Consider the following 23,443-nt stretch of genomic DNA (forward strand, 5'->3'; position numbering starts at 1 on the left):
AGGAAATTATATCAACGCTCAGCGAATTATATCTCCGTTCAGCGAATTATATCAACGCTCAGGAAATTATATCAACGCTCAGAAGATTATATCGACGTTCGCCAATTTCCACCCGATATCCTCCCCCTACCACCAACAACCTACCTCCCGCTAATCCCCAAATACTCCTCCAGCGTCAATCCGCTGTTATAAACAGCAGTCGCGTTTTCGACGCCCAAGTAGCGGAAATGCCACGGCTCGTAAATGTAGCCGGTGATGGCTTCTTTGCCTTTCAGGTAGCGCACAATAAAACCATATTCATGCGCATTTGAAGCGAGCCACTTGCCAGCCGGCGTATCGCCGAACGAGCCGCTCAGCCAGTCGCCCTCGCTTTCGGTACCTCCGAGGTCAAACGCCAGCCCGGTCTGATGTTCACTGTGACCCGGCAGCGCCGCAAATCGCTTGGCCTGGTCTTCGCCATGCGTTGCTACATAGCGATTATACAAATCCTTCTGGTATGAATAGGACCGGTAAGAACTGATGATGCTCAATTCATGGCCGGCTTTCGCCGCATCCGCAAGCATCCGATTTAACGCTGATTGGGCTGTCGGATCGACGCCTGGCGCATAGCTTGGCGGAAGGCCGTATTTTTTATTGGCGACGAGAATACCGTCAATATAAGTAGGCTCCACCGCCGCTCCCTGGCTGTCGCCCACTTTTACAGTCTGCGCACCGCTTTTATTGCCAGCCGCATCAGTGGCCGTAACCACCAGCTCCGTCCCGCTCGCCTGCTGAGTAATTTTCACCTCAAATAAACCCTCGGCACCAGAAGTGGCCTCGCCTATTTTCTCATTACCGGCAAAAACCCGAATGACCGCTCCGGCCTCCGCTTTCCCGGAAACGGCCTTCGCTCCAGCTGCCACCGCATTGACTTCCGGTACAGCCGGCGCGGTGCCATCTTTGACGGTCACAGTAACCGCCTCACTCTTATTGGCAGCCTCGTCAACGGCATACACCAGAACTTCTTGCCCGGCCTCAATACTTTCAACAGGAGCAGAAAACTTCCCATCTTCCGCTTCCATCTCAGCCAGCTTGTCGTCCCCCGCATAGATGAAAACGGTCGAACCAGCCTCCGCCTGCACTTCGATCCGATTATCGCTGTCAGTTATATCAGTCACTTCCGGCGCATCCGGCGCTGTGACGTCGCGCACTTCAACCTCAGTCATCGCACTTTGGTTTCCCGCCGTATCGATCGCTGCAATAAAAACTGCAGAGCCCCCAGCAAGAGCAGCCACCGGTAAACTGAATCCACCGTCATCATCCGACATCCCAACCGCCAGAAGTTCCTCATCCGACCACACTTTCACTTTGCTGTTCGGCTCAGCACTTCCTTCTATCGTTTCCGTCTTATCATCCACTTCACCTACAGCTGGCTTTTCCGGCGCCGTTTGGTCAATCGTAAATTCTTTCACCGCCGTATTCCCATTTTCGTCCGTCACTTCCAGCGTATAAGCGCCGTCTTCCGAGATGGCCATACCGCTAGAGAACTCTTCGCCGTTCAACACACCGGTGCCTTCACCAAAAATCGGCGTAACCGTTTCATTGTACAAATCCTTCTCAACGCCCTGCACTTCCGGCGGCGTATCGTCCGTTTCCCTCGTCATCAGCAGAATCACAGCGACAAGGACTATCACCACAAATACAGAACCCATTAAAATTCGCTTTCCCAAAGGAGCCCTCCTAAATTATCAGAATTAATAATCCATTAAAATATCAATAATTATATCATAGTGATGGTTTGAGTCTGGCTGCCATAAAATTAAACCATCCACTTTTCAAAAAAACCAAAAAAGCCGTCTCCAATAAATATAAGGAGCCAGCTTTTTTAACAACTAACAATATCAACATAAACGCCAAATCTACTCTCTCACAACCGGCACATAAACCTCAAAATGCGGATCATCCGGATCCTGGTCCGCCGGATAATACTCATGCTTGATCGGCATATACGGATCAGAATAATCTACACCAGCTTCCCTCAATGCCGTGTACTCGCTGTCGAACAGCCACTGATGCAAATCCGTATACGTCTGCTGGACATCTTCGCCTTTGGGATGCGCCGTCATCACATAAGTCCATTCCGGCACCCAGATCTCAACCATCCCCTCCGGTATCTCCTGCTCCTCACTCACTTCATACACCGCGTAATGCGCAAAACCATCCTCGACCACATGATACGATAAACCAAGCTGAACTCCGGGATTCACCTTATGCTCCAATTCATCAGCACGCTCTTTGGCCTGCCGAATAACATTCTTTAAATCCGGCACGATTTCAGCAAACGTTCCCTCCCATTTCAACCCCACTGCCCGATAGGACGGCAGCGTAACAATCTTGTAGCTCAATTAAATTCCTCCCTTTTATACACACTAATTTCCAATAAGCTTCGAAAGCCCTCACCTCTTAAAATAAATTCAACAATCAAGGAAATTATTCCTTCTCACACACGATCATTCATTACACACTCAGCATTTATCTCGCATCGCCGACGAACCGTTTATCTCATAACCTAAATGGGAAATAAAACACTAAACTCTATCAAACGAAAGGAGCTGCCAAAATGAGCGATAAGAAACAGCGGGATGAAGAGTTGACCGGAGACGAAATGGATGTCAACGCAGCTCAGCAGATCGTCTCAGGCGCGAAACAGGCTTTTTACAAAGAAGATTACAAGCCGAAAGATGATGAAGAAAGAGAACGGAAAAGCGAAGACGAAGAATAGATGGCAGAAAGCATCCGCTCCTAAGATTTCTTTACTCTTAGGAGCGGATGCTTTTGCAGTCCATCTTGGTTTATTTCCCAGGCAGGCAAACATATTTATATTTATTTCAGCTGAATTTAACAAGCCTTGTTGAACTAACGCGCAGTTTCAGTGTAGAAAGGATAGAATAGTTAAGGAGTAATATAAAATACGGATACTAAAAGGAGTGGATTGATAATGGAAAAAGTCACGCCGTTTTTAATGTTTCAAGAGGGCAAAGCAGAAGAAGCAATGAATTTTTACACATCACTGATTGAGGATTCAGCAATTTCAAACCTCATTCGATATGGCCCAAATGAAGGGGGAGATGAAGGAACTGTTATGCAGGCAACTTTCACTCTGAAAGGCCAGGAATTCATGTGTATAGACAGCAATATAAAACACGAGTTCTCTTTCACACCTTCGTTCTCACTCTATGTCACTTGCAGCACGGAAGAAGAAATCGACAGCCTTTATCAGAAACTGAACGAAGGCGGGCAAGCTCTTATGCCAATAGGCGATTATGGATTCAGTAAGAAATTCGGCTGGCTGAATGACCGTTATGGAGTTTCGTGGCAACTGAATCTTCCCCATTAATAGGAAGAGCTTAATCCAGGCACTCCCTGTGTTTGGCGCAGGGAAGCGATTTTAAAAAAACATCCGATTCCAAGAATGCACTACTCTTGGCTTCGGATGTTCTTTTGCTTTCAATCCCAATTCGTACTTGTCACTTCAACACCCGGTTCATCAAAATTCGCCTGCTTCACTTCATGCTCCACCCGGATGTTCTCTCTAATACTGTAGACGGCACGAGCCGCTATGATCGAACTGCCGAGTAGATACAGCACATTGCCATAAAACTCCGCTGCTCCAAGAAAATTGAGCAAGCTGCCGAACACAAAGAAGATCCCGACGAGCAAATCATTGATCGTCCTTGTGAGTTTGCACTGTTTCGTAAAAATCACCCGCGAGGCTCCAGTTGTAATTTCGAGATAATCTCCTCTGTCTTTCATGCTCGGCATAAATAATCCTCCTCTATGTCCAAAATCTCCTGCTGCATAAGTCCAGTGGCTCCTAGGGTTCCAGCACCGAAAGATTGTAGTTTGTTTCTCCGTAAATAACCGATTCTCCTTCTTCTAAATCCTCTTTTACAAAAATAAAATAAAAGTAATATTGGGGAAATTAACTGCATATAAATCAAAACTCCCCCACCCTGAACAAACAGTTCAAAGCGAGGGAGTTTTTTCCAAATTTATTAAAGTTTACCGCAGCTCCTCTAAAAAATGGCTGGCAATTTCTTTTATGGCATCCGCTGCTTGAGGATAGTAGCCCAGCTTTCTGACGAAAGCATGATCCATTCCTTTGTATTCAATATGCCGTACCGGGACGCCGGCATTTACCAGCTGTGCTGAAAACTCTTCTCCTTGAATGCGCAGAAAATCGAATTCTGCGGTCACAAGCGTAATCGGCGGCAGCGTGGTTTTAACTTCGCGCAATAAAGGAGAAACAAGCGGCAGCAGTACATCTTCCAAATTTTCAAGATACAGCGACTGAATGAAAAGAAGCGAGTCTTTCATGGTCACAAGCTCCTGATAAATCAGATCGTAATCCTTTGTCGTGTCGTAGTGGTTGATATTCCAGGTGTTCCTGGAGACGTCAGATAAATCCACCAATGGACACAGCAGCCCTATGTAATTTATCTCCCACTCCTCCTCTTCACTCAACTGATGCACGCCAAGTGCAATATTGCCCCCTACGCTGTCTCCGACAAGACCGATTTTTTCAGCATCCACATTAAACTTTTCTGGGTTTTCGTAAATATAGCGCACGGTTTCCAGACAGTCGTCCAACCCTTCCTGATAAGGGTGTTCCGGGGCAAGGCGATAGTTTACGCCTACTACTACCGCATTGGCCTCTTGCGCCAACAGTTTGCATATATTCCCCATGACCTCTACATCCCGCTCGAAAAATCCGCCGCCATGAAGATAAATAAGCACCGGCTTTTTTTCCTCTGTCTGGTTATAGATTCCTAAGGGAACTTCATGGTCCGCATAAACAAATTTCGCAGTTTCCGAACGGATGCCTCGGCTTAAATCTTTATTATTCACTTCTGTTTTGCTCCTAGTAACCTCCAGGTCATCGATTGTGAGGGGACGTCTCGCATTCGGGTCGACCTCGTTTGCCAGAAAGTCCCTCACCCTTGGATCCAAACCGCGGCTCTCTTCCTCAAAAGGAATTTCCTTATTAATAATATTCAAGCTGCCTTTTTTCGAATACGTCACATTGTCTTTCAATCTGGCGGTGAGTTCTTCCTGCGTATGTTCCATAACGGACATCCCTCCTTGGCAAAAGCCGGACTATAAAAATATGTTAAAGATCGATAATACCTGTCCTTTTATAACGGGGCTGTACAATAAAAACGCTATTGCTTTTAACGAACAGCGCTCCCCAAAAATTATATATTTTATCAAATTCAATTTTGCATAGAAAAAATACCTATATACACTTATATTGACCTAAATATCTCCACATAAACCTACACCAATTTATAGTTTGGCGGCTCTATACCTCTATACAAAGAAGCTGCCTCCAAAACCATTAGGGTTTTTGGAGGCAGCTTCTTTTGCATACAATTGTCGTGAATAAACTGAGTTGTGTCTGACACAGGGGCGCGATTTTAACACCGAATTGCATACATATTGAATACCACAAAAATATGCTATTATAGAGGAAAGAGGTGATCGACCATGGGTTCAAAACGGAAACTCGAAATTGCCAGCATTGCAATGAAGAAACGTCGAAATTCCAAGTCGACGCTGCCGGATGATTTTCTAAAAACCTTAGAAGAAAGGACAGAAGAAGTTATTTCTGATCTAAAACCGGGCAGACAACGTCCCCGTTCTGAAGATGAGACAAAAATCCTTCTGATGTTTGAAAAAGAGTATGGAAAACAAAACGGAAGAATATAAAGAAAAATTAGCTCGATTAAAAGGCCTGCCCTTAGCAGAGAAAAATATCCGAGTTGCCGGTCTTGTTACTGAATATATTGAGAGTAAACATCCCAATATACAGCTGATAGTAGTCGGCGGTCTCAGTGTCGAGTATTATACCACCGGCCAATATGCAACAGCTGATATTGATTTTGTTGCAACTTCCCATGAAAAAATTATGGAATCTCTTGTGGAGTTAGGTTTCGAAAGACAGGGAAAAGACAGCTATTTAAAGGAATTGCAAGTTTCCGTCGAAGTACCTGACAACCATCTGGCTGGCAGTTACGAAAAAGTAAGAGATGTGCTGACTGATGACGGTTGCATTGTTCATATGATCAGCCCGGAAGATATATTCTGTGACAGGTTACGGGCACTAGTGCACTGGAAAGAGAAAGAGCAGCTCAAATGGATGACGAAACTCTATGAAGCAAACGAATTGGATCAGGATTATATCTATTCCCAATTAGAAGGCAAAAAAGAAATAGAGGTAGCCGATGTATTTTTCGAAACGATCAAAGAGCAAGGACAGTGAAATTACTGTCCTTGCTCTTTTTCTATTTATCTTTGTTCCATTCGATTTCTTCTCCAGGATCCAATATCTCCATCTTCAACTGAAATCCTTCATAGTGCATCAGCAGCTTCCCAATTTGTTCCCACATATAGGGTTTTCCGTCCACCACCAGCAACGGAATTTCTTCAGCTGCCGGATTCCATTCGATTCGCCCCGCTAACCGCTCGTTACGGAGACCGTGGTAAGTGGTTTCATCTTCAAATAATTTCTCCTCAACGTATGCTTCAGCCATCCCCTTTTCAGCTTTGGCCAACAATTTCATCAACAGTTTCTCCTGATCACAATCTATGTCACCAGACAGCTGAAAGAAATAGCCACCTTCTTCCACCTGCTCTTCCGCCTCCATGATGACACCAATCGGATCCAGGCGCTTACGTAAGCGATAACGATGCACTTCTCCTAGACCATCCCTTATAGACAGCGATTTCGGATAGCTGGTGGCCTCTACACCGAGTTCCTCTGTCATCAGGGTATTGTAGCATGTTAAACAGAACCGTTCTTCCCCGTAACGAATAGTGGATTCATCCTTTTTACACGTTTGGCATTTTTCCATGCCGCTTCACCTCTTTGCCGTTCTCGTTCTCTCTATACAATAAAACAAGGCGGAGCGCTGTGCAATCCAAGGTGTAAAAGTTGTTTGACAGACCCGATGTTCTTAATTGATGGAATGGCTGCTCGTGATTGGAGGGAATCGCGCTTTCATCCGATGTGGGTCTTTTCACGAGAAGGGTGGCTCGCGAGCTATTTTCGGGTCTGCACCCAAAGCCATTTCCAGCAGTTCCCAGATTGTCCCTGTGTCGCACACTTTTATGACTATTTACCTTTTCGGATAAACATAGAAAAACTGCATCGAAAACCATTGGGGTTCCTGGATACAGCTTCTTTTGTATGCAATTGTCATGAATAAACTGAGTTGTGTCTGACACAGGGGCGCGAATTTAGAAAGAAACACGGAAATTTCATGAGATTCCTCTCAGCTATACGCCGTGCCAAGCAAAATCGACGGATATAACGAATTCCCAGCAGTTCCCAGATTGTCCCTGTGTCACAAACTTTTATGACTATTTACATTCTCGGATAAACATAAAGAAGCTGCATCCGAAAACCGTTGGGGTTTCTGGATGCAGCTTCTTTTGGATGCAATTGTCGTGAATAAACTGAGTTGTGTCTGACACAGGGGCGCGAATTTAATAATTAGGAACTCGATTTGGAGAGCAATTCCTTGCTAAGGAGCTGAAAATTAGTTAATATTGTTATAACAATTAGAAATAGTTATAACTGTTGGTTAGAAATGTTAGGAGGACTTCCAATGGCTGTTACAGAAAGACGCATCACACAAATCGGCAACTCACTGGGACTGACGCTACCCCATGAAACTCTGAAGGCTTTGAATGTCAAAAAAGGCGACGAAGTACAGGTTGAATTGGTGGGCAATCAGGTGATTATTAAAAAAGTCCCCCAAATGGTTGAGTTGCCGGATGGCATTCCCGTTGATTTCTTTACTTTGCTTGAAGAAGAGATGGAAGCTCATCATGAAGCATTAAAAGGGCTCGTTGATCGATGAGCCTTTTTTTCCTTACTGCCGAAATGGCTATTCTCATCAATCAGAAAGTCATACTGGAACATTCTGCCGATGAACAATCAGGTGTGAAAGACCATGCCTTATTGGATTCAGCGTTGAAAAGGCCGCAGCAATCGCTTTTTGGCGAGGACGCTTACCCTTCCATTCATAAGAAAGCGGCTGCTTTGCTGGAGTTACTTGCTCAAAATCAAGTGTTTCATAATGCCAATAAACGAACGGCGCTTATGTGCACGGCCGTTTTTTTCCGATACAATGGCTACCGACTGCGCTTTTCGTCTCCTCAAATGGAAGAGGATTTTGTGGTGGATGTGGTGAACCACCGATATACTCTGGATGATATTGCTGCCATATTAGAAAAGAATACGGAAGTTCTATGAGGTTCACATAGCCCTGTGTATTGCTAAGCAAAGTCGATACATTTAGTGAATTACCAGCAGTTCCCAGATTGTCCCTGTGTCCGGTGCAATTATGACTATTTACGATCTTAAATAAAAATAGGGAAGCTGTCTTTGAAAACCGTTGGGATTTCTGAAGACAGCTTCTTTTGCATACACTTGTCGTAAATAAACTGAGTTGTGTCTGACACAGGGGCGCGATTTCAAAACCACAATTAGCGGGTATTCAGCCAAATCCTTGGTCAGTAAAGCCACAATTGGCAGGAATTCAACCGTCGCCGTGGTCAAAAGCATAATATAATAAAGTTGAAGATAAACCCGGGAATGCTATCCATTCTCGGGTTTTATATTTGTTAACGCTATTTCAAAATGTTCTAATGTTGACTGTAGTGTCTGTCCGGGAATTGATGGATGTATTGACTTACTTATAATTACTAGGAGTTCCAAGCTGTTTTCTGTGTCCGGCGCAATTATGACTATTTATTATCTAGATAAATTTAAAGAAGCTGCCTCCGGAAACCCTTAAGGTTTCCGGAGGCAACTTCTTTTGAATACAATTACAGTAATCAGTTTAATGATCTTTACTACAGAATTCTTATTCTTCAATTCACTCGCTCAAAAACACTTCCCCTGACGATGTTGAAATTGAACTTAACAGTATTTTTATTTATTATTTTCGCATTAATTACAGGTCCGTAAAATCGTATATTACCATTACTAAATTCCACATCATTCAGTCTCACATGGCTTTCATGTGTATAAGGAAAATCAACAAAACTCATCTTTAAAATGGGCTCCCCTTCTTCATCTACAGTCCAGGTAACTTTAACACTTCCTTCATACTGTTCTCCTTCTATTGTTTTCCACTCGCCAACTAAAGGATTGAGTTGTTTAACGATGGCATCTTTTTCTTCTTGCATTTCCGCTTTTCTTCTATTTTCCTCTCTTAAAATCTCAGCTTCTTCCTCTTTCTCTTTTTGTATCTGGGCTTCTTTTTCCTTTTTCTCATCTACTTGTGCTTTCAAATACTCTTTAAACTGCTCTTCTTCGATCCGTCGGTATCCCAAATAGCTATAAGAATCAGATTCAAGAGTTATTTCATTAAACACTAATCTTCCTTCTATGTTCTCAGGTTTTACTATCGTTAATGATTTGTCTCCTAATTCAATTTCCAGTTTCGGACTAATCGTATATTTTGTTGAGTCCCCTTCACTGTACTCTTCTAAAATAAAACGATTGTCTTTTGAATAAACATGTGCAATCGTATTATTGTCGGATTTCCAATACCCTTCGTGCTTCGTTAAGTACCCTAAATTTTCTATAGCACCATTATCCACCAATGCCTTTTCGATTTTTTCGAGATTATGGTCCTGAGCATACTCCAAAGGCGATAATTTATCCCCATCTAAAAAGTTCGGATTGACACCATGCTCCAATAAGGCTAATAAAATAGCATAATCTTCATTCTTCAATGATAGGAACAACATGTTCCGTCCATCTTTTTCAGGAATTATGCTCGCCATTTCTAATTCAAGGAAGAGGCTTACAAAATTTGGATATTCGTCTTTGACAGCAGCTTTTAACCACTTCAGATAATCTTCCTCATCAATTTTTGTAAGCGGCACTAATTTTTCAATGGTGGAATGCGTATCATTATCCATTGCGTAAGCCAATGCTGTATAACCTTTTGAATCTTTGAGGTTTGGGTTTGCTTTCGACTTCAGCAACAAGTCGATCAGCTCAGTTTCTTTCTCTTTGGCAGCTGCAATTAAAGGCGTGTTCCCCGAGTTGTCTGGCCTGTTTATATTTACACCCTGTTCGATAAAGTATTCGTATAATGAAGTTGACTTCTTCACATGAGTGGTCAAATACACAAGCAGGTTTTTTCCATCCTTATTGACAGCATTGACTTTCGCGCCTTCTTCAATCAGGAAGTCGAATATTTCTTTTGACGCTCCTGCGCTAACCGCATGGAAAAGAACAGGTTTATCATCAATCATCGCATTTGCATCTGCTCCCAAATCGAACATTTTCTCCAAAGCAATCAGATCATTTTCAACAAGGGCTTTTTTAAGCATTGTCCCTTCCACTACATAGCCATCCATATTCTCATATTCATCCAGGAACAGCATCATAATGTCATAGTACTCATTTGAAGTCCCCAGTGAATCGATATAGGCCAAAGCGTCGTAACCATTTTCGCCCTCAATGAATGCTTGCGCTCCAAAAGACAAGAACAATTTTACCAGTTCTTCATCTTTAGTATCGATAACAGAAAAGATCACAGGCGTTTTCCCGATCCGTATATTCGGATCGGCTCCTAAGGACAATAAGCTTTCAATATATGCTATGTCTTCCCCTTCAAGGACTGCTTTCTCCAGCAGGGTGCTACCTTCATTCAACAGCAGATTCGGATCAGCGCCTAATGATAATAATTGCAGAATCCGGGGCTTATCGTCTGCTATAACGGCTTTGTTCAAGGCATAGACATCCAATTGTGTATCGAATGTTTTGTTCTCAATAAAATTGAAATATAGTCCATCAGCTCCCGGCAGGAATTTGCCGGCTGAAGCAAATGAAGCCCAGTTCAACATGATTGATGAAGCCACAAAGAAAGAAACAATATACCTCGGCTGTATGAATTTAAATCTTAGAAAGGCTTCCCTATAGCTGTCATAGAAACTGAACAAAGGCTTCAATTTTGTTTTCGTTCTAGAGAGTTTCTTATTCAAATGCTTAGAAAAGGCATCTTTTGAATATTCCCTTTCCTTAAGCACACCCATATAAATCAATCGCAGCGCTTTGTAGTTCACATCACTCAGTTTTAACGAAACCCGTTTTTTGTTTGTAGTTAAACCATGGAATAGTTCAAACAACTTCATCATTTGAATGGAACTTGGTATAGCCCCTTTTTGAAGCGAATGGTAATGATAGAAAGAATTAAAGACCGACTTTTTCTTTTCCTTAAATTCTGTAACGGATAAGTGGATCATACGTGAAACGATTACCTGCATCGCTGGAAGTTGAACGTCTGCAAAAACTGAAGGCTCCTCAATTTGAACCGGCATCTTTTCCAATAACAGTATGTATTGCTTCAATGCTTCCGCGTCGTTCTTTTTCTGCCATAAATCCTTTTCAATCACTGCAAGCATATACTTAAATTTAAGGTCAACAACCTTGTCTTTCACTTTCCCGCCGTCTATTGTAACTTCACCAAAAGGTACATTGCTTTTCACATACGATTCCATTTTTTGAAACAGATCCCGGCTAAATGAATGCTGGCTTCTCCGGAAAGCCTCTTCCAACGTCTCAACATTCTTCTGCAGCCAAACATCTATTTTTTTCACTTCAGACTCTTTTACCCTGAATGAAAAGCTCATGGCTTCCGCATCAAAAACTTCAGCTTCGTATCCGAACTTATTTAAATCGCTATTGACCCTTTGAGCAAAGCCCCCGTAAAGCGAGAAGTAAATATTAAAGTATTCACTTCCAAGTTTCGTTAATAGCTTCTGGTAAGCGGCGTAAACCTGATCCCAGGTTTTATCAACCAACCCCCCGGAATAATTGATCCTGTCTTCATCGCTGGTCATCGCTTGGGAGATTTTTCTGCTGACTATTCCCCCTAACGGCCCTGCGATGAACGTTCCCACTAAGCCAACACCAAAATTCAGTAATTGCTTATCGCCTCTTTCAGCCGCAATTTCCTGCATTAGCTCATTATGGCTCTTCAGCTGCTGGCCATGGGTTTCAAGTGCCTTCAACAAGTCACCCATGTTTTCCAGCAGTCCCTGCTGGTAATACGGAAAGACTTTGCTGTCTGCCTTGTATCTCTTTAATATCGATGAGAACATCGAATTCTTCGAGACTTTTTCATAAAAATCACTGTAGGTCTTCCAAGTATTCGATACCGTCAAGACAGGGTTCAATTCTTCTAAAAAAGTCTTTGGCTGAATTAAAACGGAAAGTTCTCTGACTAAACTTTTCCGTTTATCATGGGTTGTGCTTTTATCATTCAATTGCTGATCTATTGAACTCAAGCGATTGAAAATCCGTCTATCAATAGCATTCTTGATCTTCTCAAGATCTTTTGCCGCATCCTTTTTCGCCTGATCCTGCAATTGCTGATTAATCTTTTGATTCATGTCCTTGGTGAGTTTGATCTTAAGTTTCTGCACTTGCTCGTTTAGCGCCTTGCTATACCCCTTGTTACTCATCTCATTCTCCATCACTTTTCCTTAGATTTTATAACCAATCAAAAATTCCTAATCCCGCATCCAGTGAATCCATATCAATATCCATCAGCAATTCTGAGCCCAGCACCGAAGCTGCTTCTGAACCATGAGCGAAAGTTCCACTTATATACTCTGTTAAAGTCGGAAGGCTGTTTTCAGTCAATGAGCCGCTGATATTATATTGCGTGGAGTTCCCCAGCTGTTCCGTAACACCCAACAATTCCATATCATTAGAGTAATACACCGTTTCTCCAGTCGGACTGTCAAAAGACATACTCTCTAATTGAAAATCATTCGTATAAGTCAGATCAGCGCCAGCCGCATTATCAACAGTAAATGCCTGCTGATTGTGAGTAGCATCCATAATGGATTGACCGCCGCCGGGAAGTTCTGATGAAGTACTCAGCACACCCATATGCTCATCCGTTACCGTTATGCCGCCCATTTGGTTTTGCACCATATACCCAAGCGCATTGCCAGTCGAATCCAGTAGAATCATTTGATCTCCAGGCCATGGCAGGGCAACGGTGCCATTTAAATTAATACCGCTGTTGCTCAAAACACTTGTTATTGCTGATTGGGGATATGCTGCATTAAGAAAATCCATAATTGCTCTCCTGTCGTCTATAGTAGTCTTTCAGATAAAATTAATAGAATAAATCTGTACCTATTATACTTCAAGACATTTACATCTAACTAGTGTTTTTTTACTATTACCTTAAGAACTATAATTTTTATATGCTTCAAGCATCTTTGCCCATGTTAATTCTTCTCTTTCAACGAACTGCTCTTCGAGCAGCTATAACTTCGTAATCGCCGCTATTGCCTTTGATCGTTAATATGAAAAAGCCGTATCCACAACCTTTCTAGGTTGTGGATACGGCTTTTTTGCAGTTTATCATTTAGTTCTTTAAATCAGTTATTCACATATTCAGGCTCTCTCTCCCGCTCCACCTTCTTCTTAGGCACAGCCGGCTCCAAATACTTAATCTTCCCTGTAAAATACCTCGTTAACTTGCTTTGATACAACAGGAAGGCCACTCCAATACAGGAGGCAACTGTCAGGAACGCCATCGAGATGACGTAACTGAAGAAGTGATCGCCGAACGTCATGGATAGCTTCACGAAGTACGGAAGAAAAATCATGTGTGTCAGGTAAATAAAGAATGAGAAATTGCTGATCATAACCAAAGTATGGTTATCAAAACTGAATTTCCGGATCAGGGCTACCAGGAGGAAAAAGACGCTGACGGAGAACAGGAACATGTCGTAACGTTCGCTCGAAATTCTTCCATAGTCCATGACTTTGTAGTTGAAAACAATGATGCCATAACTGGCGACAGTCATCAGGATAGGCACCCAGATTTTATTGGTCAGGAAAGTGACGAGCTGCTCGTAATACTGGCCGATGTAGAAGGCCACGATGAAGTAGAACAGCCATGTAAAGATATGCGTCTTATACCATAGCGGATATTCGTTCAGGATGAAATTCTGGTACGCTTCCATATGTACATAGCAGTAGACATGGGCGAACGAGATGACGAACGAAATCAGGATCGGCCCAATCGGATTGACGCGTGCCAGGTATTTCCCGATCAGCCAGTGCAGGATATAGAACTGGAAGATGACGATGACAAAGAAACCGTACCACTGGCCATAAATCACTTTGCGCTGGATCACTTCCATGAATACCACCAGGTCCCCGCCGGCGCTTCTATAACTGACTATCAGACCGACTAATAGATAAGGAATTAAAATGAACTTGATCCGTTTCAAGAAAAAACCTTTTGGTAAACCGCTCGGGTAGTTTTTGGAAAGCAAAGTTTCTGACAGCAGAATAAAAATCGGGGTTGAGCAAAGAAGCGCAAAACGGATCCAGAGGATATATTGATCGTAGGCAGCCTGATCGACTTCTACATTGCGTAAATAATTCGTGATGGAATGCGTTAGAACGATGGCAAGACACATGATTGCCCGTATGATATTAATTTCATTTAAATTTTTCACGTTCATTCTCCATTGTATAACTTATGTAAGGAACACTAAGTTGTTATTTTGTGTCAGAAGAACGGATTCTTTTGCACACACTATTATAGTATAAAGATTTCCCTCATCAGTGTCCACGATTTTTAATAAAATGGAAGTAACTTTAGTATTTTCTTGGTAATTAAAGGATATAAAAAATCAGGGTAAAAGTATTTCTCTAATGAATAATGGTTAATATTTCTATATTTACAAGCTTTTTCAGCAAAAATGATTAAATTAATACAGTAAAGAAAAGGCAATATGTAAATTAACTCTGATAGTTATTTTAAAATACTTAATACTCTTCTTAATGGATTTTCACATAATGAGCTTTATCATTCTAACTATTTCACTGTTTTTCACTACACCGTTCTACTGTATAAGAAATTGTTATATAATAGTAAAAGTGTGATTTTGGAATACTGCCTTCTAATTATAGAATGGAGTCCTGATTGCAAAATTGATTTTGAGGTGAAGAATTTGGATTCAACAAGAGTAAGACCTGTTGCACAACTCATTGCAACGGCCGTTATATTTGCAACTCTAATAGTCATGGGAATGCAGTTCACTGTACATCACTTTACAAGCAAGGAGTCTTTAATTTTTCCAATCATAATTCTTTCCATTGTATTAATTTATCATCTCTTGATCGATAGAAAGTTAATCACCAATAAGAACAACTTACTCGTTTCAGGTTCACTGATACTATTCGCTACGTATTATGTATTGAATATCAACCGCAATGCACCGCTAAAACTTGAATATATCACTTACTTCGTCACTATCGTTTTGCTTTTTACTGCAATCGTATTTTTCAAGAATAGAATAGTAGATAAACGGATGTGGATTGTCTTTGTCTTTATCTACGCAAATATATTCTTTTTACCGACCTTGTTGTCTATCAATAAATTAATTGCAGCAAACTCAAATGGAATAATTGCTTTTCTTCTATTGTTCTTCTGTTTGATTAATCTTAAAGAGAAAAATTTACTATTACGATCTCTTAATATATATTCGACTCTTCTGTTAGTTATCACTTTATATACAGCAACATCAAGAGCCGCTGTAATAGCTTTCTTTATAGTCGGACTCGTTTTTTTCGCTACTAAATACTTTCACAAATACACCTTTTATATCATTGCTTCGATGATGTTAATTAGTCCAATAATAACGGTTTTCGCTATGTATATAAAGCACACTGGCTTAAGCCAAATTATTACTTACCGGAGTGAAATATTCACCTTAGAGAACGTCTTTAATGGCAGGGATTGGATATGGAAAGACGCTGCAGATGTTGTTATTAATAATGGCATGATATTGACTGGATTAGGTAATAATATTGAATTCGAGTTGTTAAATGGATACTTACATAACTTGTATGTACAAGTTTTTTTCCATGGCGGTATTATCGGTTTAATATTAGTGGGAATTCTGCTTATTACGCTCGCTTTGGCGATAGGAAAAGCTACTGTAATTGATTTCGATTTCAGAATCCTTTTAGGATACTTTATTGCAATATTGTTCTTACAGGTTTTCGAAGGGCATCTTATTTACAAGTTCGAAATTATCTCTGTTTTAATGTGGATTATAATTGCATTCCTGATTCGTAAATCTTCACACAAAATAAGTACTCCAAATAAACATTCTGATATTCAACGCAATGTATAAGGCTGCAGGTATTTTGCTGCTTGCTGTAAATGTATAATTAAAGATGTTTAGATTTCTGCTAAACTATTTAATTTTTTTTTGATATAAAAGAACCTAGGACTTGGAGTTGATAATCCCTCAGTCTTAGGTTCTTCTTATTAATATTCAACTGCATTTTTATTCTCTGCTGAGGCACGAAATGCCGGAAAATAATCAATATACTTTTCAATCTTTGCTCTCTCACACAACTCTCCATAAATTACTTCATTCCAAATTTTTCTCCCAATACAACACTTATAATCTGAGAGTACACTAAAATTCTCCTTAAAAGCTAAGTTTTCTTCATCACTTTTATTTACCCAATTTTCCGCTAACTGGATTATCTCTATTCCATTACTCTTACTCCATACTGTTAATCCATAGTGCAGAACAAAAGCTGCGTTAAATCTGTCACCTAGCTCATTAGTTACCAATAAATGAGTGGTTATAGTTCTATCATATAAAAAGCTCATTGCCATTCCTACGACTTCTTCCTTCAATCTCACTTCCACAAATACTATTTGATCTTTCAGTACTCGTTTACATCCTTCCAAATATTTTTGTCTATTTCGTTCTGCATAGCTATTTCCTTTTTCAAAAAAATGATTAAAGTCCTCTATTTTATCCTCATTTAGGAATATTTCATAACTTAAACCTTGTTTAAAAGCTTCTAATATTTTTTCTATGCTATCGACTGAAAACCCTTCAGTTACGGGATTAGAGTGTCTTGATATCTTTACCCCTCTAGAATCCTCCACATAATCCAGCTCATAACAATGTAAAAAATCCATCGAATTAAATAGCAATGGATGAAAACGGATAAATTCCGAAACGATATTATTTTCCTGGCAATACATCATAAATTCATTTTGAAAATCATTGATCAAATCCCATTTATCTTCTTCTTTACATCCTTCAATAACTGGCCCTCCATAAGTGAAAGGTGTGATTAAATCATAGTAAATCACTCCTTCAAGCGGATTAGGCACTTCTCTTTTTATAAATAGATGCTTTACGGATCCCAAGGAGTTTTGGAATTCAAAAACCTCACATTTCCCCTTATAGACATCTTCATATAGCTTCCCATAATTTTGGTTCAGAATAAGATTTTTCATATCTCTTCCCCTCCAATAATTGGTCGATTCTAATACAAAAATCCTTTGTAGGAATAGAATATATAAACCAGGTTAAAAGAAGGTTAACTCCTCGATCTTTTATATCAAAAGAAAAAAGCATCTAATAACCGTGATACCGGTCATAGATGCTTGTAGTTAATTGCTTTTACTACTTGCCTGTAGATTTTTCTTTTCTTTTTGTAATACTTCAAAAAACTTATCAATAACTCTTCCCTGCTGTTCTTCAGTCATGTTTGATCCGCTTGGTAAACATAGACCTTGTTCAAATAAACGCTCACTGACTGCCCCATTTTGATCGTGTGAATAGAACACAGCATTTTCAAATAACGGCTGAAGATGAAGCGGTTTCCATACTGGACGAGCTTCTATGTTCTCTTTAGCGAATTCTTCAATAAGTTCATATGGTGTTGCCTTAATCTTTTCAGGATCCAAGGTCAATGTCGTTAACCAGCGGTTTCCATATGTATTGTCGAGTTCAGGCATAAAGTCTATTCCGTCTATATCTGCAAAAGCTTCCACATATCGATTAAAAACAGCTCTCCTCGCTTCAACACGCTCGTCAAGCACCTCTAGTTGCGCACGTCCAACCCCGGCTAGTATATTGCTCAATCGATAGTTATAACCGACTACGCTATGCTGATAATGCAATGCATTATCACGCGCTTGGGTGGCCAGGAAACGAGACTGCTTCAATGCAGCAACATCATTGGATACTAACATTCCGCCACCGGATGTTGTAATAATTTTATTGCCGTTAAATGAAAAAACACCGAACTTGCCAAAAGATCCACTGGCTTTTCCTTTGTAAGAAGCTCCAAGGGACTCAGCAGCATCTTCAATAACTGGCACATCGTAATGATTACAGATATTCATCAATTCATCCATCATAGCTACTTGACCATATAGATTTACGATTATAACGGCTTTTGGCAGCTTATTATTCTCATGCGCCTCTTTCATTGCGCGTGCCAATGCATCTGGAGACATGTTCCAAGTACTTTCTTCAGAATCTATAAAGACTGGAGTAGCTCCTGTATAAAGTATTGGATTAGCACTAGCAACAAAAGTTAAGCTGGAGCAAAATACTGTGTCTTCTTTTCCAACGTTCAACAATTCTAGCGCTAAATGAATCGCCGCGGTACCAGAACTTGTAGCTGCAGCATCTTCCATTTTAACGTAACTAGCAATTTCCCGTTCAAATGCATCGACGTTGGGTCCTAAAGGAGCAATCCAATTTGTTGTGAATGCATCTTTAATATAGTCTTGTTCCTTCCCACTCATATGAGGCGAAGAAAGAAATATACGATCTGTCATTTCCATCTCTCCTAATTTTTAACGGTTAGCTGCATTTGTTGTTTTCGATTCTTTTTTTATGACTTTAGCCGGCACACCGACCGCCGTAGAATATTCTTCGATGTCATCTATAACAACAGATCCTGCCCCAATTACGCTCCATTGACCGATCGACTTTGTGGGAATTACTGTTGCTCCTGCCCCAACATGAACCCCTTCATGAATCGATACCCCACCAGTTATCATAGCACCCGGAGAAACATGGGCATAATCATCCACCAGGCAATCATGTTCAATCACCAAACGAGTATTTAATATAACGTGCTTTCCTATAGCAGCAGCCGCGTTAACGATTACTCCGGGCATAACAACCGAGCCATGCCCGATGGAAACGCTTGGGCTAATTATAGCTTCTTTATGAACAACAGTAGCGTAGTGACAATCCTGTAAATCAAGGCGATCGACAATTTTCTTGCGGATTGGGTTAGACCCAATCGCAATTATAACTTTAGCATTTTCCTGGTCAATTAAGCCGTGGACTTCAGAAACCGGTCCAAGCCAAATTTCGCCTTCTTTGAAAAGTTCTTCGTACTTGTCATCCAGACGAGCTATCACTTTGTTTCCAGAGGAAACAACATTATCAGCTATTACACGAGCATGTCCGCTGTCGCCTATCAAAATCACATTCATGTTACTGCCCCCTGCTGCTTTCGTTTCCCTTGAACTTTGTCATCGTCGCTTGACCATCCTGAGAAATTCCTTCCGACTTGAATACTTTCAATACAGTCATGAGGAGAATTTTTATATCCAAGAAAAATGAACGGTTTTCTACGTACCATACATCATATTCAAACTTCTTTTCCCAGGAAATTGCGTTTCTCCCGTTGACTTGGGCCCATCCTGTTATTCCAGGTCGAACTTCATGTCTCTTCAACTGTCTCTCATTGTATAAATTCAAATACTCCATTAATAATGGCCGTGGTCCGACGAAACTCATGTCTCCTTTAAGTACATTTACTAATTGTGGCAGTTCATCCAAGCTAAGTTTCCTTAAGAGCTTGCCAAAAGAAGTTAACCTTATATCATCTGATAACAGGGTTCCTTTATCGTCCCGTTCATCCGTCATTGTACGGAACTTATAAACATAAAAGGGATTTCCTTTAAGGCCAGGTCGTTCTTGTTTGAAAATAACTGGACTGCCAATTTTTATCCGTATCAACAAAGCAGTTATCAAAATGATCGGAGATAAAATAATCAAAGCCCCGAGGCTAACTATGAAGTCAAAAGTTCTTTTCATCATTTCACAACTTTCGTCAATTTATCAAAAAGTGCGATTTGCTTTGCTAGTACTTTTTGTTCGTCAAATAACTCTTCTGCTATAGTCCGGCTATTAATTGAGAATTTTTTTCTCATTTCTCCATCAGTAGCCATTTGCTTCATAGCCTTATATAATTCATTTATATTTTCCTTTTCGAAAAGAAAACCATTTTTTCCGGGAAACACTTCTTCCCTACAGCCCCTAATATTTGAAGCGATGATTGGCAACCCCATTCCCATTGCTTCAATTATAGAACGAGGCAATCCTTCTCTATGAGAAGGCAATACAAAAACGTTACTGGCTGCCAATAGTTCAGGTGTGTCATTTCTAAAGCCCAAATGTCTAACTCCTGGTGACTTTAGGAGTTCTTCTAACTTGTTATAGGATTCTTGATCTCTTTCACTATCTAAAAGACCACCAATTAGCACTAGTTTCACATGCTGGTTTTCCTTATATAACTCATTAAACGCTTCGATTAATTCGAATATCCCTTTTTCCTTTACCAGCCGGCCAATAAAAGTGAAGACGATATCATCTTTTTCTATATCGATACTTTCTCTCATGCCTTCAACATCAAAAGTATGATTCATATTAAAGCGATTCCAGATATCGACACCATTACTAAGATGAATAGTCTTCTCTTTCGATGAAAAACGGTTATCTATAGCAAGTTGGTAATCTTCAATACTTTGAACTAATAACCAATCTGTCATCCATCTTGCAGCAAATTTCTCGATTGTATAAAACACCTTATATACCAGAGGCTTCATATCATCATGAAAATAAAACCCATGTGCTGTATAGACAATGTTTTTTTGTCCGACTAACTTCGCTGCTACTCTAGCAAGCAGAGCTGCTACCGGAGTATGAACATGGACAATATCATACTCTTCTTGTTTCATCAGGCTCATAAGCGATTTAATAGCTTTTAAATTCGATATAGGTGATATTTTACGTTCAATTGGCACTCGAACCATCGTTAGGTTTTCAGATTCAAGTTCTGTAAAAAAGCCGGTATCTTCACAGCCGTTATGAACTTCATATCCTTTATTCATGCTTTCGAGGATAAGCGGTTTCAAAAGTCGGTCCACAGAAAAATCAATTGCGCAGACTTGCAAGATTTTTGGTGCTTCTGCTCTTACAATCGCCATAATGAAATCTCTTCAGGTTTTTCTTGCAAAGGAAGTATGCTTTTAACGTCTACTACAATTCCTTTATTGTTATGAAGCAGTGATTGAACATTAGTCCACCCTTTTTCAACGTAACTTCTATGAGGAACCGCTAAAACCACTGCATCAGCTTTATCCAAATCGCTAAAAGGAATTAAGTTCACGCCATACTCATGTTTAGCTTCTTCTGCGCCTGCTTCAGCATCGGTAACTTGGACATCAATATCGTATTCCTGAAGCTCACGTATAACATCGATTACTTTGGAATTACGTAAATCAGGGACATTCTCTTTAAAAGTTAGACCAAGCATTGTGACTTTTGCACCTTGAACCGGTGTTCCTTGTTTTATCAATTTTTTGACTAATGTTCTGGCAATATACTTACCTAAATCATCGTTAATTCGACGGCCGGCAAGTATTACATCAGGTTGATAGCCAACTGCTTGCGCTTTATGCGTTAAGTAATATGGATCTACACCGATGCAGTGACCACCTACTAGGCCAGGAGAAAACTTGAGGAAGTTCCACTTTGTTCCTGCTGCAGCTAAAACTTCTGCAGTATCAATATCCAATAGATCGAATATCAAAGCCAGCTCATTCATCAAAGCGATGTTTACATCTCGTTGAGTGTTCTCGATAACTTTCGCTGCTTCTGCTACTTTAATTGAACTAGCTTTATGAACACCTGCTTTTACTACACTCGCGTAAGTATCCGCAACTATTTCCAAAACTTCTGGCGTTTGACCAGATACTACTTTCGTGATTGTTGTAAAAGTATGTTCTTTGTCCCCTGGATTAATGCGTTCCGGAGAGTATCCGACAAAGAAATCTTCTCCACATTTTAATTCGGAAATCTTCTCAAGTACTGGCACACAAATTTCTTCTGTTGCACCTGGGTACACTGTAGATTCAAATACTACAATTGTACCTTTCGATAAGTTTTTCCCCACTGTTTCAGATGCTTTAACTAAAGGCGTCAAATCAGGTTGATTGTGCTCATTAATAGGAGTTGGCACCGCCACTATCATAAAATCTGTCTCTTTTAATCTTGAAGGATCAGAAGTGAACTCAATCGATGTTTCGGTTAGTTCTTTATCTGTTACTTCGTTAGTATAATCAGTACCGCTTTTTAATGAAGATATTCTTCCTTCATTTATATCGAATCCAATAATATTGTGCTCTTTACCAAAAGCTACAGCTACTGGTAATCCTACATATCCTAATCCTACTACGCCAATTTTTCTATTCATTATAATTTCACTCCATAATAGTCAACATACCAGTCAACGAATTTTCCTACACCATCTTTAATATTTGTTTCTGGCTGAAAATCAATTTCATTATACAAATCCTCAACGTTCGCATAAGTTGCAGGAACATCTCCTGCCTGAAGTGGCATAAAGTTTTTGATTGCCTTTTTACCTGTTTTCTCTTCAATAGCTTCTATGAAATCCATTAATCGTACGGGGCTGTTATTTCCAATATTATAAACTTTATATGGTGCATAACTTGTACCGGGATCTGGCTTATCTCCCGACCAGTCTGGATTGGGTTTAGCTGGTTTTTCAATAAGCCGAGAAATCGACTCAACAATGTCATCAACAAAAGTAAAGTCTCTTAACATTTCTCCATTGTTAAAGACATCAATTGGCTTGCCTTCTATAATATTTTTTGTAAACATGAACAATGCCATATCCGGTCGTCCCCATGGTCCATATACTGTAAAGAATCTAAGTCCTGTAGTTGGAATGTTATATAAACTGCTATATGTATGAGCCATTAATTCATTGGCCTTTTTAGTTGCAGCATATAAGCTTAACGGATGATCGATGTTGTCATGGACTGAAAATGGCAGGGAAGTATTTGCCCCATATACTGAACTTGAAGATGCATATAGGAGATGCTTTACTTCATTATTTCTACAAGCTTCTAAAATATTCATGAAACCTACTATATTAGAATCAATGTATGCTTGTGGATTTTCTAAACTGTAACGAACACCTGCTTGTGCTGCTAAGTTCACGACAACTTCAGGTTGTTCATTTAAAAAAATTTTTTCTATTTCATCTCTATTTTCTAGATCTGCTTGATAAAAATTAAAATTTTTATTTTCTAATGTCTTTAAGCGAGACTTTTTTAATTCCACAGAATAATAGTCATTCATATTATCTAATCCAGTAACTTTATATTCTCTTTTCAAGAGATTTTTTACTAAGTGAGAACCTATAAACCCACTTGCACCAGTAATTAATACCTTTTTCATTTAT

The 23,443-nt window shown here is 40.2% G+C and carries 22 protein-coding genes; 7 read left to right on the plus strand and 15 right to left on the minus strand.

Annotation, left to right across the window (positions count from 1 at the left end):
* Window positions 1-140: 140 nt before the first annotated feature.
* Window positions 141-1,709, minus strand: a complete 1,569-nt coding sequence (locus AC2Q9J_RS09310) for a D-alanyl-D-alanine carboxypeptidase family protein (RefSeq protein WP_499039265.1) — start codon at window positions 1,707-1,709, stop codon at window positions 141-143.
* 189 nt (window positions 1,710-1,898) lie between these two features.
* Window positions 1,899-2,384, minus strand: a complete 486-nt coding sequence (locus AC2Q9J_RS09315; RefSeq protein WP_499039267.1) for a GyrI-like domain-containing protein — start codon at window positions 2,382-2,384, stop codon at window positions 1,899-1,901.
* A 215-nt stretch (window positions 2,385-2,599) separates the two neighbouring features.
* Between AC2Q9J_RS09315 and AC2Q9J_RS09320 the strand changes: the two genes are divergently transcribed.
* Together AC2Q9J_RS09320 and AC2Q9J_RS09325 are read left to right on the plus strand one after the other, a co-directional pair.
* A complete protein-coding gene (locus AC2Q9J_RS09320; RefSeq protein ID WP_158241182.1) occupies window positions 2,600-2,761 on the plus strand; it encodes a hypothetical protein in 162 nt (53 codons plus the stop codon).
* Window positions 2,762-2,977: 216 nt separating this feature from the next.
* Window positions 2,978-3,376: a VOC family protein gene (locus AC2Q9J_RS09325; protein WP_101802619.1), complete on the plus strand. Its 399-nt coding sequence runs from the start codon at window positions 2,978-2,980 to the stop codon at window positions 3,374-3,376.
* A 110-nt stretch (window positions 3,377-3,486) separates the two neighbouring features.
* On the opposite strand, the gene AC2Q9J_RS09330 is transcribed toward AC2Q9J_RS09325, so the two are convergent.
* Together AC2Q9J_RS09330 and AC2Q9J_RS09335 are read right to left on the minus strand one after the other, a co-directional pair.
* Window positions 3,487-3,801 carry a YrhK family protein gene (locus AC2Q9J_RS09330; RefSeq protein ID WP_499039270.1) on the minus strand — a complete coding sequence of 105 codons (315 nt, stop codon included), beginning with the start codon at window positions 3,799-3,801 and terminating at the stop codon, window positions 3,487-3,489.
* Between the two features lie 240 nt (window positions 3,802-4,041).
* A complete protein-coding gene (locus AC2Q9J_RS09335; protein ID WP_499039272.1) occupies window positions 4,042-5,106 on the minus strand; it encodes an alpha/beta hydrolase in 1,065 nt (354 codons plus the stop codon).
* Between the two features lie 420 nt (window positions 5,107-5,526).
* Between AC2Q9J_RS09335 and AC2Q9J_RS09340 the strand changes: the two genes are divergently transcribed.
* Both AC2Q9J_RS09340 and AC2Q9J_RS09345 read left to right on the plus strand, forming a co-directional pair.
* Complete coding sequence (locus AC2Q9J_RS09340) at window positions 5,527-5,748, plus strand: hypothetical protein (RefSeq protein ID WP_117314150.1); 222 nt, start codon at window positions 5,527-5,529, stop codon at window positions 5,746-5,748.
* A complete protein-coding gene (locus AC2Q9J_RS09345) occupies window positions 5,723-6,301 on the plus strand; it encodes a hypothetical protein (protein ID WP_282020635.1) in 579 nt (192 codons plus the stop codon). The genes AC2Q9J_RS09340 and AC2Q9J_RS09345 overlap by 26 nt, the downstream gene beginning before the upstream one ends.
* Before the next feature lie 22 nt (window positions 6,302-6,323).
* Here AC2Q9J_RS09345 and AC2Q9J_RS09350 read toward each other — a convergent pair whose 3' ends face one another.
* Entirely contained in the window at window positions 6,324-6,893 is a 570-nt protein-coding gene (locus AC2Q9J_RS09350; RefSeq protein ID WP_117314152.1) for a DUF7713 domain-containing protein, read from the minus strand.
* A 756-nt stretch (window positions 6,894-7,649) separates the two neighbouring features.
* Between AC2Q9J_RS09350 and AC2Q9J_RS09355 the strand changes: the two genes are divergently transcribed.
* A complete protein-coding gene (locus AC2Q9J_RS09355) occupies window positions 7,650-7,904 on the plus strand; it encodes an AbrB/MazE/SpoVT family DNA-binding domain-containing protein (RefSeq protein WP_499039275.1) in 255 nt (84 codons plus the stop codon).
* Window positions 7,901-8,299 (plus strand): type II toxin-antitoxin system death-on-curing family toxin, encoded by a 399-nt coding sequence (locus AC2Q9J_RS09360; RefSeq protein ID WP_499039277.1) that lies wholly within the window; start codon window positions 7,901-7,903, stop codon window positions 8,297-8,299. Before AC2Q9J_RS09355 ends, AC2Q9J_RS09360 begins: the two co-directional genes overlap by 4 nt.
* A 620-nt stretch (window positions 8,300-8,919) precedes the next feature.
* Here the strand turns inward: AC2Q9J_RS09360 and AC2Q9J_RS09365 are convergent.
* From AC2Q9J_RS09365 to AC2Q9J_RS09375, 3 genes are all read right to left on the minus strand, one after another.
* The gene (locus AC2Q9J_RS09365; RefSeq protein WP_499039279.1) at window positions 8,920-12,531 is read right to left on the minus strand and encodes an ankyrin repeat domain-containing protein; all 3,612 of its coding nucleotides are present in this window, start codon (window positions 12,529-12,531) and stop codon (window positions 8,920-8,922) included.
* Between the two features lie 28 nt (window positions 12,532-12,559).
* Window positions 12,560-13,156, minus strand: coding sequence for a hypothetical protein (locus AC2Q9J_RS09370; protein ID WP_499039281.1), 597 nt, complete (start codon window positions 13,154-13,156; stop codon window positions 12,560-12,562).
* Between the two features lie 308 nt (window positions 13,157-13,464).
* Window positions 13,465-14,556: an acyltransferase family protein gene (locus AC2Q9J_RS09375; protein WP_499039283.1), complete on the minus strand. Its 1,092-nt coding sequence runs from the start codon at window positions 14,554-14,556 to the stop codon at window positions 13,465-13,467.
* A 498-nt stretch (window positions 14,557-15,054) separates the two neighbouring features.
* Between AC2Q9J_RS09375 and AC2Q9J_RS09380 the strand changes: the two genes are divergently transcribed.
* Window positions 15,055-16,242 carry an O-antigen ligase family protein gene (locus tag AC2Q9J_RS09380; protein WP_499039285.1) on the plus strand — a complete coding sequence of 396 codons (1,188 nt, stop codon included), beginning with the start codon at window positions 15,055-15,057 and terminating at the stop codon, window positions 16,240-16,242.
* 137 nt (window positions 16,243-16,379) lie between these two features.
* On the opposite strand, the gene AC2Q9J_RS09385 is transcribed toward AC2Q9J_RS09380, so the two are convergent.
* From AC2Q9J_RS09385 to AC2Q9J_RS09415, 7 genes are all read right to left on the minus strand, one after another.
* Complete coding sequence (locus AC2Q9J_RS09385; protein ID WP_499039287.1) at window positions 16,380-17,375, minus strand: hypothetical protein; 996 nt, start codon at window positions 17,373-17,375, stop codon at window positions 16,380-16,382.
* A 156-nt stretch (window positions 17,376-17,531) separates the two neighbouring features.
* On the minus strand, window positions 17,532-18,716 hold the full coding sequence (locus AC2Q9J_RS09390; protein WP_499039288.1) for a DegT/DnrJ/EryC1/StrS family aminotransferase: 1,185 nt from the start codon (window positions 18,714-18,716) through the stop codon (window positions 17,532-17,534).
* Window positions 18,717-18,728: 12 nt separating this feature from the next.
* A complete protein-coding gene (locus AC2Q9J_RS09395; RefSeq protein WP_341201697.1) occupies window positions 18,729-19,379 on the minus strand; it encodes an acetyltransferase in 651 nt (216 codons plus the stop codon).
* Between the two features lies 1 nt (window position 19,380).
* Window positions 19,381-19,986, minus strand: a complete 606-nt coding sequence (locus AC2Q9J_RS09400; RefSeq protein ID WP_499039734.1) for a sugar transferase — start codon at window positions 19,984-19,986, stop codon at window positions 19,381-19,383.
* The gene (locus AC2Q9J_RS09405) at window positions 19,986-21,158 is read right to left on the minus strand and encodes a glycosyltransferase family 4 protein (protein WP_499039291.1); all 1,173 of its coding nucleotides are present in this window, start codon (window positions 21,156-21,158) and stop codon (window positions 19,986-19,988) included. The genes AC2Q9J_RS09400 and AC2Q9J_RS09405 overlap by 1 nt, the downstream gene beginning before the upstream one ends.
* Window positions 21,146-22,426 (minus strand): nucleotide sugar dehydrogenase, encoded by a 1,281-nt coding sequence (locus tag AC2Q9J_RS09410; RefSeq protein WP_499039293.1) that lies wholly within the window; start codon window positions 22,424-22,426, stop codon window positions 21,146-21,148. The genes AC2Q9J_RS09405 and AC2Q9J_RS09410 overlap by 13 nt, the downstream gene beginning before the upstream one ends.
* Window positions 22,426-23,439: an NAD-dependent epimerase gene (locus AC2Q9J_RS09415; protein WP_499039295.1), complete on the minus strand. Its 1,014-nt coding sequence runs from the start codon at window positions 23,437-23,439 to the stop codon at window positions 22,426-22,428. The genes AC2Q9J_RS09410 and AC2Q9J_RS09415 overlap by 1 nt, the downstream gene beginning before the upstream one ends.
* Window positions 23,440-23,443: the final 4 nt, after the last annotated feature.

This window comes from Planococcus sp. RAB007_Raresut (genome assembly GCF_057369535.1).